Source organism: Stenotrophomonas sp. G106K1 (assembly GCF_037969685.1).
Lineage (GTDB): Bacteria > Pseudomonadota > Gammaproteobacteria > Xanthomonadales > Xanthomonadaceae > Stenotrophomonas > Stenotrophomonas lactitubi.
In genome coordinates this window covers 1-16,446 of the sequence record NZ_JBBPFR010000007.1, presented here as the reverse complement: position 1 = coordinate 16,446, position 16,446 = coordinate 1, and the positions used below count along the sequence as shown (strand labels likewise).

15 protein-coding genes, 1 pseudogene and 1 riboswitch are annotated in these 16,446 nt (G+C 65.9%); of the genes and pseudogenes, 11 read left to right on the top strand and 5 right to left on the bottom strand.

Annotation, left to right across the window (positions count from 1 at the left end; genetic code table 11):
- Together WKB25_RS08755 and WKB25_RS08750 are read left to right on the top strand one after the other, a co-directional pair.
- Complete coding sequence (locus WKB25_RS08755; RefSeq protein WP_340570009.1) at positions 1-2,565, top strand: fimbria/pilus outer membrane usher protein; 2,565 nt, start codon at positions 1-3, stop codon at positions 2,563-2,565.
- Positions 2,556-3,590, top strand: coding sequence for a fimbrial protein (locus WKB25_RS08750; protein ID WP_340570008.1), 1,035 nt, complete (start codon positions 2,556-2,558; stop codon positions 3,588-3,590). The genes WKB25_RS08755 and WKB25_RS08750 overlap by 10 nt, the downstream gene beginning before the upstream one ends.
- A gap of 99 nt (positions 3,591-3,689) precedes the next feature.
- Here WKB25_RS08750 and WKB25_RS08745 read toward each other — a convergent pair whose 3' ends face one another.
- Both WKB25_RS08745 and ettA read right to left on the bottom strand, forming a co-directional pair.
- A complete protein-coding gene (locus tag WKB25_RS08745) occupies positions 3,690-5,006 on the bottom strand; it encodes an NCS2 family permease (protein WP_340570007.1) in 1,317 nt (438 codons plus the stop codon).
- Positions 5,007-5,136: 130 nt separating this feature from the next.
- Positions 5,137-6,801 carry an energy-dependent translational throttle protein EttA gene (gene ettA / locus WKB25_RS08740; protein WP_025876664.1) on the bottom strand — a complete coding sequence of 555 codons (1,665 nt, stop codon included), beginning with the start codon at positions 6,799-6,801 and terminating at the stop codon, positions 5,137-5,139.
- 251 nt (positions 6,802-7,052) lie between these two features.
- Between ettA and WKB25_RS08735 the strand changes: the two genes are divergently transcribed.
- The 6 genes from WKB25_RS08735 to ribD all read left to right on the top strand — a co-directional run bounded on the left by WKB25_RS08735 (position 7,053) and on the right by ribD (position 11,766).
- Positions 7,053-7,529 (top strand): RcnB family protein, encoded by a 477-nt coding sequence (locus WKB25_RS08735; RefSeq protein ID WP_340570006.1) that lies wholly within the window; start codon positions 7,053-7,055, stop codon positions 7,527-7,529.
- A gap of 184 nt (positions 7,530-7,713) precedes the next feature.
- Positions 7,714-8,967 carry a serine hydroxymethyltransferase gene (gene glyA, locus WKB25_RS08730; RefSeq protein ID WP_340570005.1) on the top strand — a complete coding sequence of 418 codons (1,254 nt, stop codon included), beginning with the start codon at positions 7,714-7,716 and terminating at the stop codon, positions 8,965-8,967.
- Between the two features lie 67 nt (positions 8,968-9,034).
- The gene (locus WKB25_RS08725; protein WP_340570004.1) at positions 9,035-9,454 is read left to right on the top strand and encodes a hypothetical protein; all 420 of its coding nucleotides are present in this window, start codon (positions 9,035-9,037) and stop codon (positions 9,452-9,454) included.
- A gap of 29 nt (positions 9,455-9,483) precedes the next feature.
- Positions 9,484-9,927 (top strand): hypothetical protein, encoded by a 444-nt coding sequence (locus WKB25_RS08720; protein WP_340570003.1) that lies wholly within the window; start codon positions 9,484-9,486, stop codon positions 9,925-9,927.
- 94 nt (positions 9,928-10,021) lie between these two features.
- The gene (gene nrdR, locus WKB25_RS08715; protein WP_025876654.1) at positions 10,022-10,543 is read left to right on the top strand and encodes a transcriptional regulator NrdR; all 522 of its coding nucleotides are present in this window, start codon (positions 10,022-10,024) and stop codon (positions 10,541-10,543) included.
- A gap of 137 nt (positions 10,544-10,680) precedes the next feature.
- Positions 10,681-11,766 (top strand): bifunctional diaminohydroxyphosphoribosylaminopyrimidine deaminase/5-amino-6-(5-phosphoribosylamino)uracil reductase RibD, encoded by a 1,086-nt coding sequence (gene ribD, locus WKB25_RS08710; protein WP_340570002.1) that lies wholly within the window; start codon positions 10,681-10,683, stop codon positions 11,764-11,766.
- Positions 11,767-11,834: 68 nt separating this feature from the next.
- Here ribD and WKB25_RS08705 read toward each other — a convergent pair whose 3' ends face one another.
- The 3 genes from WKB25_RS08705 to WKB25_RS08695 form a co-directional block, all read right to left on the bottom strand.
- Complete coding sequence (locus WKB25_RS08705; RefSeq protein ID WP_340570001.1) at positions 11,835-12,479, bottom strand: hypothetical protein; 645 nt, start codon at positions 12,477-12,479, stop codon at positions 11,835-11,837.
- On the bottom strand, positions 12,466-13,347 hold the full coding sequence (locus WKB25_RS08700) for a hypothetical protein (RefSeq protein WP_340570000.1): 882 nt from the start codon (positions 13,345-13,347) through the stop codon (positions 12,466-12,468). The genes WKB25_RS08705 and WKB25_RS08700 overlap by 14 nt, the downstream gene beginning before the upstream one ends.
- 150 nt (positions 13,348-13,497) lie before the next feature.
- Positions 13,498-14,121 (bottom strand): outer membrane beta-barrel protein, encoded by a 624-nt coding sequence (locus tag WKB25_RS08695; protein ID WP_340569999.1) that lies wholly within the window; start codon positions 14,119-14,121, stop codon positions 13,498-13,500.
- Positions 14,122-14,364: 243 nt separating this feature from the next.
- A riboswitch (FMN riboswitch) is annotated at positions 14,365-14,511 on the top strand.
- 77 nt (positions 14,512-14,588) lie between these two features.
- Between WKB25_RS08695 and WKB25_RS08690 the strand changes: the two genes are divergently transcribed.
- From WKB25_RS08690 to WKB25_RS08680, 3 genes and pseudogenes are all read left to right on the top strand, one after another.
- Complete coding sequence (locus tag WKB25_RS08690) at positions 14,589-15,215, top strand: riboflavin synthase (protein WP_340569998.1); 627 nt, start codon at positions 14,589-14,591, stop codon at positions 15,213-15,215.
- Positions 15,212-16,312, top strand: a complete 1,101-nt coding sequence (gene ribB / locus WKB25_RS08685; RefSeq protein ID WP_340569997.1) for a 3,4-dihydroxy-2-butanone-4-phosphate synthase — start codon at positions 15,212-15,214, stop codon at positions 16,310-16,312. The genes WKB25_RS08690 and ribB overlap by 4 nt, the downstream gene beginning before the upstream one ends.
- Positions 16,313-16,319: 7 nt before the next feature.
- A pseudogene (locus tag WKB25_RS08680) lies at positions 16,320-16,446 on the top strand (6,7-dimethyl-8-ribityllumazine synthase); the annotation flags it as partial.

Sequence of the window (16,446 nt, the reverse complement as noted above, 5' to 3'; positions counted from 1 at the left end):
TTGTCGATCCATCAGGCGCTTTGCCTGTTGGCTGCTGGCGTCGCCTGCCCAGGATGGGCACTGGCTGCACCGGCCAATCTCGGCGAACAAGCGCTGATGGCGCAGAGCAGTGCGGCAACGGCGCGTGCGCCGGAACAGGCGCAGTTCAATTCCAGCTTCCTGTCTGGCCAGGCCAAGCAGGTCGACCTGGCAGCATTCTCCAATGGCAACCCGATGGTTGCCGGCAACTACCGCGTCGACGTCTACGTCAACGGCGCATGGCAGGGCCGCCGCGATCTGCAGTTCAAGGCCGATGCGCAGGGCCGTGTCGATGCCTGCCTGGATGTGGCGACGCTGGAAGAACTGGGCGTGGACAGCGAAGCGGTCCTGCTCCAGCAGGATCCGTCCGCAGCCCTGGACAAGAGCACCTGTGCGCCGGTGCAGCAGCGCATGGCCAACGCCTACGGCGCCTATGACAGCGGCAACCTGCGCTACGACCTCAGCATCCCGCAGGCGTTCATGCGCCGCGAAGCCCGAGGCTATGTCAATCCCGCACTGTGGGACCGCGGCATCAATGCCGGTTTCGTTGGCTACAGCTTCAACGCGATCGACAGCGACAGCCGCACCGACGGTGGCAACCGCAACCGCAGCGCCTACCTGGGCCTCAACGCAGGCCTGAACCTGGGCGGCTGGCAGTTCCGCCACGATTCCAACCTGACCTGGAACGAAGGCGACGGCCGTCATTGGCAGAGCATCGCCACCTATGCACAACGCGGTATTCCGCAGGTGCGCGGCATGCTCACCCTGGGTGAGGCCTACACCAGTGGCGAGCTGTTCGATTCGATCGGCTACCGCGGTGCCAGCCTGGCCAGCGACGATCGCATGCTGCCCGATTCGCTGCGCGGTTACGCGCCGATCGTGCGTGGCATCGCCGAGACCAACGCGCGCGTCGAAGTCCGCCAGAACCAGCAGCTGATCTATTCGGCCTCGGTGTCGCCGGGCAACTTCGTGATCGACGACCTGTACCCGACCGGTTACGGCGGCGACCTGGAAGTGAGCGTGGTCGAAGCCGATGGCCGTCGCCGCGAGTTCAAGGTTCCGTTCGGTTCGGTGCCGCAGATGCTGCGCGCCGGTGTATCCCGCTATGCGATTACTGCCGGCCAGGTCCGCAACAAGCAGCTGCGCGATGAGCCGTGGCTGATGCAGGGCACCTATCAGCGCGGCATCGGCAACCAGCTGACCCTGTACGGCGGCAGCGCGTTGAGCGATGGCTACCTGTCGCTGCTGTACGGTATCGGCGTGTCCACGCCGCTGGGTGCCTTCGCCGCCGATGTCACCCATGCCCGTACCTCGTTCGATCATTACGGCAACAGCACCGGCGCCAGCGTGCGCCTGAGCTACAGCAACATGATCGGCGAGACCGGCACCAACCTGACCCTGGCCGCTTACCGCTATTCCACTGAAGGCTTCTACAGCCTGCAGGATGCGCTGTACGCACGCGACGCCGACGATCGTGGCATCGATCCGAGCACCCGCGGCCGCCAGCGCAGCCAGTTCCAGCTGACCCTGAACCAGCCGCTCGGCCGTCGCTGGGGCGCGCTGTACGTGACCGGCTCGGTGCGTGACTTCTATGATCGCCCCGGTACCGCCAAGCAGTACCAGGTGGGCTACAACAACGCCTGGCGCTCGGTGAACTTCGGTTTCTCTGCACTGCGTACCGAAGAAGGTGCGCTGGGCCGTGCCGATACCCAGTACCTGTTGTCGATGAGCGTGCCGCTGGGCCGCGGAACCCGCCCGGTCTCGCTCAGTGCCGATGTCGGTGTGCGCGAACGCGGTGGCTACGACAGCAGCCGTGTAGGCATCACCGGCGCCGCAGGCGTGGACAACAACTTCAGCTACGGCGTGGCCCTGTCCGATACCCGCGATGGTGGCACCACCGCAGTCGGCAATGCCGAGTACCGCAGCCGCTACACCGCTTTGAACGCGACCTACGGTCATTCGCGTGACTTCCGCCAGGCATCGTTCGGTGCCAACGGCAGCCTGGTCATGCACAGTGGTGGTGTGACCCTGACCCCGCAGCGCGGCGAAACCATGGTGCTGGTCGAGGCACCGGGTGCACGTGATGCCATGGTCAGCAACGCGCCGGGCCTGCGCATCGATGGCCGCGGTTACGCCGTGGTCCCCTACGTGTCGCCGTATCGCCTCAACACCGTGACCCTGGATCCGCAGGGCATGGCTCACGATGTCGAGCTGGAAAGCAGCAGCCAGTCGATCGCTCCGTTCGCCGGTGCCATCAGCTACCTGCGCTTCGATACCCGCAAGGGCAATGCGCTGCTGATCCAGGTGCGCAACGCCGACGGTCGCACGCTGCCGTTCGGCGCGCAGGTCAAGGACGAAACAGGCCAGCCGGTGGGCATGGTCAGCCAGGGCGGCCGCCTGTACGTGCGCAGCGAGAAGAACCAGGGCAGCCTTCAGGTTGAATGGGGCTCCGGTGCTGACCAGCGCTGCACGGTTGATTACCAGGTACCGGCGGGCGCCGATGCGTCCAAGACCGGTTTCATCCCGCTGGAGGCAGCATGCCGATGATTCTCTTCCGTGGCCGCAAGGCGCTGGCCACCTTGACCGTGCTTGGCGGCGTGCTGCTGGCCCAACAGGCCAGCGCCTCCTGTCGCATCCAGTCCAGCTGGTTTACCGCTCAGGACGTGACGATGGACATGGGGCAGATCGTGATCCTGCCCAGCACTGCCGTAGGCGGTGTGATCAAGGAAATCAGCGTGGCGATCAATCAGCAGAACAGCGTCGCCCGCTGTGACTGGTCAGGTGGTCGTTCCGTCGGCGAGTACGTCAATGCAGCGCAGCGCCGGCCGGTTGCCGGCTTCTCCAATGTCTATGAAACCGATGTCGCGGGCGTGGGCATCCGTCTGTTCCGCGACTCCGGTGCCATCCAGACCTACTACCCGCACTCCATCAATTTTGCCGGCAACGCCACCATCTCGCTGGTCGGCGGTCAGTTCCGCATCCAGCTGATCAAGACGGCGGCACAGACCGGCTCAGGCACCATCGCACCGAACGGCCGCTTCACCACGTACTACTTCGACGGTGATGGTGCTGGGAGACCGGTGCTGACGTCGACCTTCAAGGGCTCGGGCACCACCGTGGTCAGCCCAACCTGCGAAGTACAGGCCGGCAGCCGCAACATTCCTGTGGATTTCGGCAGCGTGCCCAACACCAGCTTTACCGGCGTCGGCTCCAAGGCCGTCAACCGTGATTTCGACATCCGCCTGAACTGCCAGGGCAGCAACCTTGCGCAGTTCCAGAGCAAGGTCGGCATCCGTCTGGATGCCGACCAGGATGGTTCGAACATGCCGGGCGTGCTCAAGCTCAGCGCCGCTGCCAACAGCGCTACGCGCATCGGCATCCAGATGGTGCAGCGTGATGGCAGCAGCGAGCGCGAAGTGCGTTTCGGCCAGACCATCAACCTCGGCACGACCACTATTGGCAGCTCTACGTTGAGCCTGCCGCTGCGCGCACGCTACGTGCAGACCCAGGCCGGTACCGTGGGTGCCGGTGTTGCAAACGGGCAGGCAACCTTCACCATCCAGTACGAGTGAAGGCCACGCGGCACCGGGTAGTGCCGGCCGCTGGCCGGCAACTGCAGGATTCCCGAAGCATGTGAAGTTGCCGGCCAGCCGCCGGCAACAGCCGCCGGCTCACTCCAGCGCGTAACGCAGCACGAACAGCACCGCCACCAGCCACACTGCCGGATGCACCTCGCGCCAGCGGCCGGTGCCGGCTTTCAGCGCAGCATAGGCAATGAAGCCGAAGGCCAGGCCGTTGGCGATGGAATAGGTGAACGGCATCGCCAGCGCACACAACGCGGCCGGCACCGACTCGGTCAGGTCGCTCCAGTCCACTTCCACCAGCTCACGCAGCATCAGCCCGGCCACGAACAGCAGCGCCGGCGCGGTGGCATAGCCGGGCACCATTGCCGCCAGTGGCGAGAACAGCAGTGCGGCCAGGAACAGCGCGGCCACCACCAGCGCGGTCAAACCGGTACGGCCACCCACCTGCACGCCGGAAGCGCTTTCTGCGAAGGCGGTGGTGCTGCTGGTGCCCAGCAGCGAGCCGGCGACAATCGCCGTGCTGTCGGCCAGCAGCGCGCGACCGAACCGCTTCTGTGCGCCCGGCAGCTTCAACAGGCCGGCACGGCCGACCACGCCGTACAGCGTGCCGGTGGCATCGAACACTTCCACCAGCACGAACACCAGCACCACCTGCAGCAGCACCGCCATCGGCGCGCCACCGTTGTGGTGCAACAGGCCGGGCAGGTCCAGTTGCAGGAAGGTCGGTGCCAGGCTCGGCGGCAACGACACCAGCCCGTGGTACTGCAGATCGCCCAACGCCCAGCCGGCCGTGGTCACCGCCAGGATGCCGATCAGGATCGCGCCGCGTACACGCCGCGCTTCCAGGATCGCAATCAGCAGGAAGCCCCCCAGTGCCAGCAGCGGCGGTGCGGTATTGAGCGGGCCCAGCGCCACCAGCGTGTCCTCGTTGCCGATGATCACGCCGGATTTCTGCAGCGCGATGATCGCCAGGAACAGGCCGATGCCGGCCACGATCGCCGACCGCAATGACGCCGGAATACCCGACACCAGCCACGCGCGCACGCCGGTCAGCGACAGCACCAGGAACACCAGGCCGGAAATGAACACCGCCGCCAGTGCCTGCTGCCAGGGCAGGCCGGCAGCACCGACCACGGTGAAGGCGAAGAACGCATTCAAGCCCATGCCCGGTGCCATGCCCACCGGGAAGTTGGCCGCCAGTGCCATCACCACCGAGCCCAGCGCGGCGGCCAGGCAGGTTGCCACGAACACCGCACCCGCGTCCATGCCGGTGGTGCCGAGAATCTCTGGATTGACGAAGACGATGTAGGACATCGTCAGGAAGGTGGTGACACCGGCCAGCAGTTCGGTGCGCACGGTGGTGCCGTGCTGCTGCAGCTGGAACAGGCGTTCGAACAGGGACATGGGGGATCTCACGACAAGGTGTCACGACCAACGGTCGTGACCTACCCGAATGCCAAATGTGGGTACCGACCGTTGGTCGGTACGCCTCCTAAATGAGAAAGGCCGCGCGAGCGCGGCCTTTCCGGTTGCCTTACTTCAGCGCCTTGAAGCGCAGGCGCTTCGGCGCAGCGTCGTCGCCCATGCGGCGGCGCTTGTCTTCTTCGTACTCGCGGTAGTTGCCCTGGAAGAACTCCACGTGCGAATCGCCTTCGAACGCCAGGATGTGGGTCGCGATGCGATCCAGGAACCAGCGGTCATGCGAAATGACGAAGGTGTTGCCCGGGAACTCCAGCAGCGCATCTTCCAACGCCCGCAGGGTTTCGATGTCCAGATCGTTGGACGGTTCATCGAGCAGCAGCACGTTGCCACCCTGCAGCAGGGTCTTGGCCATGTGCAGGCGGCCGCGCTCACCACCGGACAGCGACCCGACCATCTTCTGCTGGTCCTGGCCCTTGAAGTTGAAGCGGCCGATGTAGGCGCGCGACTGGATCTCGATGCCGTTGATGTTGAGGATGTCCAGGCCGCCCGCGATTTCCTGGAACACGCTGTGGTTGCCTTCCAGCGCGTCACGGCTCTGGTCGACATAGGACAGCTGCACGGTCGGGCCGACCACGATCTCGCCGGTATCCGGCTTTTCCTGGCCGGTAATCATCTTGAACAGGGTCGACTTACCGGCACCGTTGGGGCCGATGATGCCGACGATGGCGCCCGAGGGCACCAGGAAGTTCAGGTTGTCGAACAGCAGGCGGTCGCCGAACTTCTTGGAGACGTTCTTGAACTCCATCACCGCCTGGCCCAGGCGCTCGCCCGGCGGGATGAAGATTTCATTGGTCTCGTTGCGCTTCTGGTAATCGACCGACTGCAGCTCTTCCAGGCGGGCCAGACGGGCCTTGCCCTTGGTACGGCCGCCCTTGGCGTTCTGGCGCGACCACTCCAGTTCCTTCTGGATCGCCTTCTGGCGAGCCTTTTCCTGGTTGTCTTCCTGCTTCAGGCGCTCATCCTTCTGGGTCAGCCAGTCGGTGTAGTTGCCCTTCCACGGAATGCCGCGGCCGCGGTCCAGTTCCAGGATCCACTCGGCGGCGTTGTCCAGGAAGTAGCGATCATGGGTGACCGCCACGACGGTGCCGGTGTAGCGCGCCAGGAACTGTTCCAGCCATTCCACCGACTCGGCGTCGAGGTGGTTGGTCGGTTCGTCGAGCAGCAGCATGTCCGGCTTCTGCAGCAGCAGGCGGCACAGTGCCACGCGGCGCTTTTCACCACCGGACAGCTTGCCGACGATGGCGTCCCACGGCGGCAGGCGCAGCGCATCGGCGGCCACGTCGAGCTGGTTTTCCAGGGTGTGCGCGTCGCCGGCAGCGAGGATCGCCTCCAGGCGCTCCTGTTCCTTGGCCAGCGCGTCGAAATCGGCGCCTTCTTCGGCATAGGCCGCGTAGACCGCGTCCAGCGCAGCCTGTGCCTGCAGCACTTCGCCCACGCCTTCCTCAACCGCTTCACGCACGGTCTTGGTCGGGTCCAGCTCCGGTTCCTGCGCCAGGTAGCCGACCTTGATGCCGGCCTGCGGACGGGCTTCGCCCTCGAAATCGGTGTCCACGCCGGCCATGATCTTCAGCACGGTGGACTTGCCGGCGCCGTTCAGGCCCAGCAGGCCGATCTTCGCGCCCGGGAAGAAGGACAGCGAGATGTCCTTGATGATCTGCCGCTTGGGCGGGACCACCTTGGACACGCGGTTCATGGTGTAGATGTATTGCGAGGACATGAGGTCTCCGTAGGCGCGACCCTGCGCCCGGTCCGTCACGGGGAACTTCCCGTTGCGGCAGCGGGCACAGACTGAATGGAATACCCCCAATTATAGCCGGAACCGGTTCCGGCCCGCGCTGGCCGCAGCGCCCGGGGCTGGCCGCGGCCTGAATACCGGTCACAGTCCCGCAGCGGGAAGCGTTTCCAGCCGGAAACCGTTCAGATCGCATGCGCAAGATGGGATCACCACCCACCCAGCAGAGGTCTCCCATGCAACTCCATCGACTCATGGCCGGCGCCGTGGCCTCTGTACTGGCGCTGGGCGCCATCGCCCCGGCCTTCGCCGACAACGACCACCGTGGCCGCGACCACGACCGCCGTGAGTGGCGCGAAGATCGCCGGGAATGGCGTCACGACCGCCGCGACTGGGAACGCGACCGCCGCGAAGCACGCCGCGATTACCGTCACGACCGCCGTTACGACCACGGCTATTACCGCCCGGCACCGCCGCCGCCGCGCGTGGTCTACAGCCCGGGCTACCGGCCCGGCTATGGCTATGGCTGGCAGCGCGGCCACCGCTACCGCGATTACTACCGCGGCCCGATCTACGTGGTGAACGACTACCCGCGCTACCACCTGCGTCGCCCGCCGTACGGCCACCACTGGATCCGCGATGACCGCGGCAACATGCTGCTGGTCGCCGTGGCCACCGGCATCATCGCCGACTACATCATCAACAACCGTTGATGCAGTGCCGGGGTCGGATCCCTTTCCAACGGAAAGGGCTTTGACCCCACAACGCCATTGGAAACCATACGGGGCCGGATTCGTTCGTCGAATCCGGCCCCGATCGTTTCGGCCCCAGCAGGCCGGGGCGGGGCTACAATCAAGGGCTGAGCCGTACCCCTTTCCCCGCCTGCTGGAGTACCCGATGTTCCCGCGTGACGTCCGCATCGAAACCTACGATCCCGAACTGGCCAAGGCCATCGCCGCTGAGACCCAGCGCCAGGAAGACCACGTCGAGCTGATCGCCAGCGAGAACTACACCAGCCCGGCAGTGATGGAAGCGCAGGGCAGCCAGCTGACCAACAAGTACGCCGAAGGCTACCCGGGCAAGCGCTACTACGGTGGCTGCGAGTACGTGGACATCGCCGAACAGCTGGCGATCGACCGCCTCAAGCAGCTGTTCGGCGCGGACTATGCCAACGTGCAGCCGCACAGCGGCTCGCAGGCCAACCAGGCCGTGTACTTCGCGCTGCTGCAGCCGGGAGACACCATCCTCGGCATGAGCCTGGCCCACGGCGGCCACCTCACCCACGGCGCCAAGGTCAACGCCTCGGGCAAGCTGTTCAACGCCGTGCAGTACGGCGTCAACGACCAGGGCCTGATCGATTACGACGAAGTCGAGCGCCTGGCCCTGGAGCACAAGCCGAAGATGGTCGTGGCCGGCTTCTCGGCCTACTCGCAGGTGATCGACTGGGCGCGCTTCCGCGCCATCGCCGACAAGGTCGGTGCCTACCTGTTCGTCGACATGGCGCACGTCGCCGGCCTGGTTGCTGCTGGCGTCTACCCGAGCCCGCTGGAACATGCCCACGTGGTCACCTCGACCACCCACAAGACCCTGCGCGGCCCGCGCGGCGGCATCATCGTCGCCAAGGGCGCCGACGAGGACCTGGTCAAGAAGCTGCAGTCGATCGTGTTCCCGGGCATCCAGGGCGGTCCGCTGATGCACGTCATCGCCGGCAAGGCCGTGGCCTTCAAGGAAGCACTGGAGCCGGGCTTCAAGACCTACCAGCAGCAAGTGGTGAAGAACGCCCAGGCGATGGCCAACACGCTGATCGCGCGCGGCTACAAGATCGTCTCCGGCGGCACCCAGAACCACCTGATGCTGGTCGACATGATCGGCAAGGACGTGTCGGGCAAGGACGCGGAAGCCGCGCTGGGCAAGGCCCATATCACCGTCAACAAGAACTCGGTGCCGAACGACCCGCGTTCGCCGTTCGTGACCTCGGGCCTGCGCCTGGGCACGCCGGCGGTGACCACCCGTGGTTACGTGGAACAGGACTGCGTGGACCTGGCCAACTGGATCGCCGACGTGCTCGACGCGCCGGCCGACGAAGCCGTTATTGCCCGCGTGCGCGATGCGGTCAGCGCGCAGTGCCGCAAGTACCCGGTCTACGGTTGATCGGGCACTGGGGTCGGATCCCTTCCCAGCGGGAAGGGCTCTGACCCCGGGCATCGGAGTACCGCGCATGGATGAGCGTCGCCTCAAGTATCTCTATGCAGCCTTGGCTGTACTCTTCGGCCTGCCCAGCCTGGTGGGCGGCGGGGCCGCAGCGATGATGCTGCTGTTGATGGGGCTGGGGCAGTTTGGTCACGGCACCTTGGCATCGGTGACGCTGATGCCGCTGTGGGGCCTGTCCGGAATTGCCGGCTGCCTGGCCTGGCTGTGGCTCAGCGCGGGTTACCTGATGCAGGGACGTGCCGGTCTGCGCGTGCGGCCGGTCTGGTGGCGCATGCTGCTGGCCGGTGGTCTCGCCGCCATGCCGCCGCTGGGGCTGGCGCTGTGGTGGGGCATCACGGTCCATGCCGAAGGCTTCAATCTGCTGCTGTTGGGGCCGTCGATGCTGGTGCCGGCGGGCATGCTGGTGTGGCTGAAAAGGCAGGCGTGAGATCGCGCGCCGGAAGAGAGAAAGAACGCATGGATGAGCGTCTGCACAAACGCCTGTATATCGCCCAAAGCCTGCTGCTGGGGTTGCCTGCACTGGTGGCCGGTGGTGGCGTCGCCGGGTTTGGCATCTACACGTTCCTGGTCCGCCACGGCCTGATGCGCGGCGACGAAGGTGCCGTGCTGTTCCTGTGGGCGAGTGCGGGTGTTGTCGGGTTGCTGGCATGGCTGTGGCTCAGCATCCGCTATCTGCGGCAGGGGCGCGAAGGCCTGCGGCGCTCACCGGCGCTGCCATGGGTCGGGCTGGTGCTTGGCGCCATCGCGGCGCTGGCCGTGGTCGGTGTGGTGCTTTTCAGCTTGTTTGCCGGCAGCCCCTGGCAGGTGCTGGGGTATCTGGTGCTGGGCGTCCCGCTGCTGTTGCCGGCGGCGCACCTGGGCTGGCTGCGTCGCGCGCCCGGCATTGCCGAACAAGGCTGATTGCAGGCGACATTTGCTGGGACAGCCCTTCTCAGGTACCGTTGCGACGCTGCCACGACCGTGGCAGCAGGTACTTCCCTGAGCCAGGCGTTCAATGCATTGCCCCTTCTGCCAGCATGCCGATACACGGGTCATCGACTCGCGCGTCTCCGAAGACGGCGCGACGATTCGTCGTCGGCGTGAGTGCGAGGCGTGCAATGAACGCTTCAGTACCCTGGAAACCGTCGAACTGAAGCTGCCGGCCATCGTCAAGAGCGATGGCACCCGCGAGGCCTTCGATGCCCGCAAGGTCCGCGCCGGCTTCGACCGCGCGCTGCAGAAGCGTGCGGTGCCCGAAGAGAAGATCGAAGCGGCGGTACGCGCGGTGGTGCATCAGCTGCGCATCAGCGGCGAACGCGAAGTACCGTCGATCAAGGTCGGCGAGTTCGTCATGAATGAACTACGCAAGCTTGACCATGTTGGTTATGTGCGTTTCGCCTCGGTCTACCGCAGCTTCGAGGACGTGGCCGATTTCCGCGAGGAGATCGAGAAGCTCGAACGCGACCTGCCGTCGAGCACCGAACAATTGCAGCTGCTGGGCGATGTGATCGCCCTGACCAAGAAGAAGAAGGGCTGACGCCCGTTGCCCTGGTGGGGGCCAACCTTGGTTGGCACTGTGCCGCCATCCACGCATGGCGTGGATCTACTGAGCGGTGGTGGGTGCCGCCATCCACGCATGGCGTGGATCGGTACCAACGGCGCTACCATGGCAGCATGAGCACATCGTTCACCGTCCCTGACCACCTGCACATGGCCACCGCATTGCGGCTTGCCGAGCGTGGTGCGTACACCACCCGCCCCAATCCGATGGTCGGCTGTGTGATCGCCCATGGCGAGCGCGTGGTCGGGCAGGGCTGGCACCAGCGTGCCGGCGGCCCGCATGCCGAAGTGTTTGCCCTGCGCGAGGCCGGCGCCGAAGCACGTGGTGCCACCGCCTACGTCACCCTGGAACCCTGCGCGCATTACGGACGCACGCCGCCATGCGCATTGGCGCTGATTGACGCCGGCGTGTCGCGTGTTGTGGCCGCGATGCGCGACCCGTTCCCGAAGGTCGATGGCGGTGGTTTCGATCTGCTGCGCGAAGCCGGCATCGAGGTCGCCGAGGGCTTGATGGCCGCGCAGGCGCGCGAACTCAACAAGGGCTTCCTGTCGCGCGTGGAGCGCGGTCGTCCGTGGCTGCGGGTGAAGCTGGCCGCCAGCCTGGATGGCCGTACCGCGATGGCCGACGGCAGTTCGAAGTGGATCACCGGCCCCGCCGCGCGCGAGGATGTGCAGCACTGGCGCGCACGTGCCAGCGCGATCCTCACTGGTGCCGACACGGTGATCGCCGACGACCCGATGCTGACCGTGCGCCTGGCTGACACCGAAGTGATGCCACCGTTGCGGGTGGTGCTGGATTCGCGCCTGCGTTCGCTGGAATGCAGCCGTGTGCGCGAAGGGGGAGCGCCGACGCTGTACCTGCATGATGCGATGATCAGCCCGCCCGACGCCGCTGACGCGGCATTCGCCAGCGTCGCTGTCCGCCACGGTCGCCTTGATCTGGGCGCGGTACTGGCACTCCTCGCCGAGCGCGGCATCAACGAAGTGCATACCGAAGCCGGCGCGACGCTGGCCGGTGCGCTGCTGCGCGGCGGTTGGGTGGACGAGTTGCTTCTCTATCAGGCACCGACCCTGTTCGGTGACAGCGGCCGCCCACTGCTGGCTGGTCTTGGCATCGACGCGATGGACCAGCAGCGCCGCCTGCGCGTGGTCGATCAGCGCCAGGTCGGCGAGGATCTACGGTTGCTGCTGCGCCCCTGAAAAAGGGGCGGAGGGGATCCAGTCGTCTATGCGACAAACGACTGGATCCCCTCCGTCCCTTTTTCAGTTCAGCGATCCTCGTCGGGCAGGTGCTCGTTCCATTCGAAGAACGGCAGGAACGCGTCAGCCAGTCCGCTCATCAGCGGCGCTGGGTTCTGTATGCGCCAGGCACCACCGTCATGTTCGCGATGGAACGGCACCGTGATGATCCTTTCCCGGTCCGGTGCCACGGCAATCATCTGCGTATATGCCGTCGCCAGCCCCCTCGCCATCTGCGGCGGGTGCGGCCCATTGAACGGCACGCGATGCTGCCGATACACGGGCAGCAGTGCCGACAGGTCGGGCAGGTGGCAGCGATAGTCGACGTCGGCACTGTCGGCCTGCGCACGGCGCACGCTGTCGGTAGCGCAATGCACCGACTTCTGCCGCTTGCGCAGCGCCGCGGCAGCCTTCGGCCAATCAGCCAGTTCGGGTGCCTCGTCCAGATGGCTTGCACCCGCCAGTGCCGCCGCGAGGGCGGGCCCGTTGTCGGTATCGAGATAGCGGGCCAGCGTTGCCTGTGCCGCTGTATCGCCGTGCACGATCACCTGTGCATACAGGTCGAATACCTGCACGGGCGTCAGCGCAGGTGCCGACGCCAGTGCAATGCCAGGGGCCAGCAGCAGCGCAGCGAGCCCCAGCTGTTTCAGCAGAACCACCTCACGCGCACGCATCGGTCCACATCATCTCGGCCATCGGCCGCAGTGCCTTGCACTCCTGCGTCATTTCCTCGGCCGACATCACCTGCGTCTTGGCCTTCAACTCTTCGGTCATCGCATCCACACCGCTGATCTGGTCCGGCGCGATCTTTGCCACGCAGCTGCGGTGCTGTTGCAGCAGCAGGTCGCAGGCCGGCACGCCGGTCACCTTCGGTGCCTTGGCCGCTTCAACGTCCTGCATCCAGCCATCGAACGGCGCCAGCGCATCCAGCACCGGCCCCACCAGATCATCGAAATTGGCGCTGTACCAGTAGCCCTTGTCCTTGGCGGTATACAGGGTGAGGGTGCCGGTCACGGCCTTGCGTGGGCCACTCTGCAGGGCCTTGGTATAGGCCTCGGTGAAGCGCGCGCGCGGAGCCTTGTCCTCACCCGTCAGGCTGGCGAGGAACAACGGCTGCACGCTGCCCAGGTCGGCCAGCTGGCAGCTGAAATCGACCTTGGCGATCTTCTGGTCGTCCACGTACTCGTTGTCTTCCACCGTGCTGCGCGTGGCACGGCACTGCGAGGCCTTCAGCGCCTTGGCATACATCGCTTCGGCCGCTGCGGGATCGCCCGTTACGCCAGCCACGGCCAGCACGGTCTGCCACGGTTCGGCCAGGGCCTGCGCCATCATGCCCGGCACCGGCGTTACCGAGTCTTGGCCGTCGAAGGCCGGCTTCAGCGCGTCGTTGAGCGTGCGCGTGGCGGCGGCATCGTCTTCCAGCAATGCACGTGCGTACAGATCGAACGTCTGTTCGGGTGTCAGCTGCGCAGGTGCGGCGGCGGCGAACAACGGGGCGCACAGCAGTGCGGTGGCCAGCAGGCCGCGGATCGGGGTCTTCATGACGGTGTTCCTGTTCCAGAGGGCGGCAAGCCTAGCGCACTTGCCATGGCATTCGATGGTGCGCGACAGCCAAGCGCATTGCGCGCGGCGGCCAACAAAAAAACGGGCCCCTTGCGGGACCCGTTCGATCACACGACGAGGATCGGGCAATCAGAAGCTGGCGCGCACGCCGGCCGAGTACTGGGTGACGTCGCGGTAGCCGGAGATCTCACCGACCAGGCCCCAGGTACGGGTGAAGTTGATCTGGCCACCGAGGGTACCGACCCAGGTGCCCTTGAACTCGTTGCCGCCGTCCATGTAACCGGCCTTGATCCAGGCTTCGGTCATGCGCGATGGCTTGCCACGCAGGCCCATGGTGGCGCGCACCAGGTTGGTGTGGTCTTTCACGGTGAAGCGGCCGTAGTCCACGTCCTTCACGGTGATCTCCGCCTGCTGGCGGACCCAGGCGATGTCGGCGGTGTAGTCGACGCGGTCGCTGAAGGGCATGTGGTAACCGATGCCCAGCTCCGGCTGGTTCAACTTCAGCTTCATCGAGCCGTAGTCGTAGTCGTAGCTCTTGCTGGCGTAGTTCCAGCCGCCGAACACGTGCACCTGCTCGGCCAGCGCGATCGAACCGCGCACATAGCCACCATCAACCTTCGGATCGTTGAACACGTCGTCGTCGGTCTTGACCTGGGTCCAGCCGCCTTCGACGTAGGTGTAGCTCAGGGCGTCGGCCGAGGCCGAGAACGGTGCGGCGGCCAGCAGGGCGGCCACGATCAGGATCTTGCGCATGGGAATTCCTGTGAATTTCAGTCCATTGGCGGCCCACCTGTGCGGCAGTCCGTGGCGACCTCATGTCGTCCGAACGCCGATTTTAATGAAAGTTTTACGAAATGCGAGCGACGGCCGTCACAGGCCTGGGCACGCCCGGGTGGGGTCGGATCCGTTTCCCATCGGGAAACGGCTCTGACCCCGGGGCATCCGACCCCGTTCAGCCCGGGCTGGTACACTGGGCGGGCCGGTTCGCCGGTACACAAACGTCTTCAGGGCGGGGTGCAATTCCCCACCGGCGGTAGGTGCGCAAGCACAAGCCCGCGAGCGCCCCGGCCTTACCGCCGGGGGTCAGCAGATCCGGTCCAATGCCGGAGCCGACGGTCATAGTCCGGATGAAAGAAGACGGTGCCACAGGGCCTATGCGGCCCTGCGCCCGCCTGTTTGCCTTGCGGCGTTTTTCGCTCACTTTTCGCGGAGAACGTTACTTGTTTACTGGAATCATCGAAGGCGTCGGCCGTCTGGCCGCTCGCGAATCCATCGGCGGCGATGTCCGCTTTACTTTCAATGTCGGGAATCTGCCGTTCGACAACGTGCAGATGGGCGAGAGCATCGCCATCAACGGCGTCTGCCTCACTGTCATCGCGTTCGACGCCAGCAGCTTCCAGGCCGATGCGTCCACCGAGACCCTGGGCCTGACCACGCTGGGCCAGCTGGCCGAGGGCGCCGTCATCAACCTCGAACGTGCCATGCGCCCGACCGACCGACTTGGCGGCCATCTGGTCAGCGGCCACGTTGATGGCCTCGGCCAGGTGCTGTCCATCCACGAAGATGCCCGTGCCCAGCGTTGGCGTTTCGCCGCGCCGGCCGCACTGCGCCGCTACATCGCCAAGAAGGGCTCGATCTGCGTGGACGGCGTCAGCCTCACCGTCAACGAAGTGGACGACGAAGGCTTTGAAGTCGCGCTGATCCCGCACACCGTGGCCAATACCGCGTTCTCCGCCACCGGCGTGGGCAGCGCGATCAATCTTGAAATCGACCTGGTCGCTCGTTATGTCGAGCGGCTGATCGGAGTGCCGACCAACGGTCAGCACCCACAGGGAGATGCCGCATGAACTTCGCCTCCATTCCCGACATCCTGGAAGACATCCGCCTCGGTCGCATGGTCGTCATCGTCGATGACGAAGACCGCGAGAACGAAGGCGACCTGATCATGGCTGCCGAGCTGGTCAAGGCCAGCGACATCAACTTCATGGTCACCCACGGCCGTGGCCTGGTGTGCCTGCCGCTGACCCGCACCCGCGCCGCCGACCTCGGCCTGGCGCCGATGGTGCAGGCCAATACCGCGCAGTTCCAGACCAACTTCACCGTCAGCATTGAAGCGGCCGAGGGCGTGACCACCGGCATTTCCGCTCATGACCGCGCCCACACCATCCGCACCGCGGTGAAGCCCAACGCCAAGCCGGCCGATCTGCACCAGCCGGGCCACATCTTCCCGCTGATCGCCCAGCCCGGCGGCGTGCTGACCCGCGCCGGCCACACCGAAGCCGGTGTGGACCTGGCCATGCTGGCCGGGCTGGAGCCGGCCGGCGTGCTGGTGGAGATTCTCAACCCCGATGGCAGCATGGCGCGCCGCCCGGAGCTGGAAGTGTTCGCCCGCGAGCACGGACTGAAGATGGGCTCGATCGCCGACCTGATCGCCTATCGCCTGGCCACCGAAAAGACGGTCGAGCGCGTCGATGAGCGCGAGATCGAGACCGAATTCGGTCCGTTCAAGCTGGTCACCTACCGCGATCGCATCGCCCACGACCTGCATTTCGCCCTGGTTCGTGGCACCCCGGACGCTGACACCCCGACCCTGGTGCGCGTGCAGGTGGAAAACCCGCTGGCCGACCTGCTGCACTGGCGGCGTGATGACTTCGGCGTGGCGGCGACCGATGCGCTGCGTGCCATTGATGCCGAAGGCAGTGGCGTGATGGTGGTGCTGCAGGCCCCGCGCGACGGCGAAGGCCTGCTGGCCCGCCTGCGCCAGCAGCCGGCGCCGGTGGTGCCGGGCAAGGACAAGGACGTGAGCCAGTGGCGCCGCAACGGTGCCGGTGCGCAGATCCTGTCCGACCTGGGCCTGGGCAAGCTGCGCGTACTGGGTACCCCGCGCCGCCAGATCGGCCTGGCCGGGTACGGCCTGGAAGTGGTGGAGACGGTCACCCCGTAAACCCCTTGGCGTGCCGGTGCTGAACGGCGTGCTGGCAGTGGAACGCGTGGAAGATGCCGAGGCCCGCGCAGGCGGCAGCCACGGCAACAAGGGCGAGGAAGTCGCACTCGCCGCATTGGAAATGGTCAACCTTC

Bases quoted from the DNA above. Each gene is read 5' to 3' on its own strand.
- WKB25_RS08720 (WP_340570003.1), top strand. From the start codon at position 9,484: ATGGATGAGCGTCTGCACAAACGCCTGTATATCGCCCAAAGCCTGCTG.
- ettA (WP_025876664.1), bottom strand. From the start codon at position 6,801: ATGTCCTCGCAATACATCTACACCATGAACCGCGTGTCCAAGGTGGTC.
- WKB25_RS08725 (WP_340570004.1), top strand. From the start codon at position 9,035: ATGGATGAGCGTCGCCTCAAGTATCTCTATGCAGCCTTGGCTGTACTC.
- WKB25_RS08745 (WP_340570007.1), bottom strand. From the start codon at position 5,006: ATGTCCCTGTTCGAACGCCTGTTCCAGCTGCAGCAGCACGGCACCACC.
- WKB25_RS08695 (WP_340569999.1), bottom strand. From the start codon at position 14,121: ATGCGCAAGATCCTGATCGTGGCCGCCCTGCTGGCCGCCGCACCGTTC.
- WKB25_RS08700 (WP_340570000.1), bottom strand. From the start codon at position 13,347: ATGAAGACCCCGATCCGCGGCCTGCTGGCCACCGCACTGCTGTGCGCC.
- glyA (WP_340570005.1), top strand. From the start codon at position 7,714: ATGTTCCCGCGTGACGTCCGCATCGAAACCTACGATCCCGAACTGGCC.
- nrdR (WP_025876654.1), top strand. From the start codon at position 10,022: ATGCATTGCCCCTTCTGCCAGCATGCCGATACACGGGTCATCGACTCG.
- ribB (WP_340569997.1), top strand. From the start codon at position 15,212: ATGAACTTCGCCTCCATTCCCGACATCCTGGAAGACATCCGCCTCGGT.
- WKB25_RS08705 (WP_340570001.1), bottom strand. From the start codon at position 12,479: ATGCGTGCGCGTGAGGTGGTTCTGCTGAAACAGCTGGGGCTCGCTGCG.
- ribD (WP_340570002.1), top strand. From the start codon at position 10,681: ATGAGCACATCGTTCACCGTCCCTGACCACCTGCACATGGCCACCGCA.
- WKB25_RS08735 (WP_340570006.1), top strand. From the start codon at position 7,053: ATGCAACTCCATCGACTCATGGCCGGCGCCGTGGCCTCTGTACTGGCG.
- WKB25_RS08750 (WP_340570008.1), top strand. From the start codon at position 2,556: ATGCCGATGATTCTCTTCCGTGGCCGCAAGGCGCTGGCCACCTTGACC.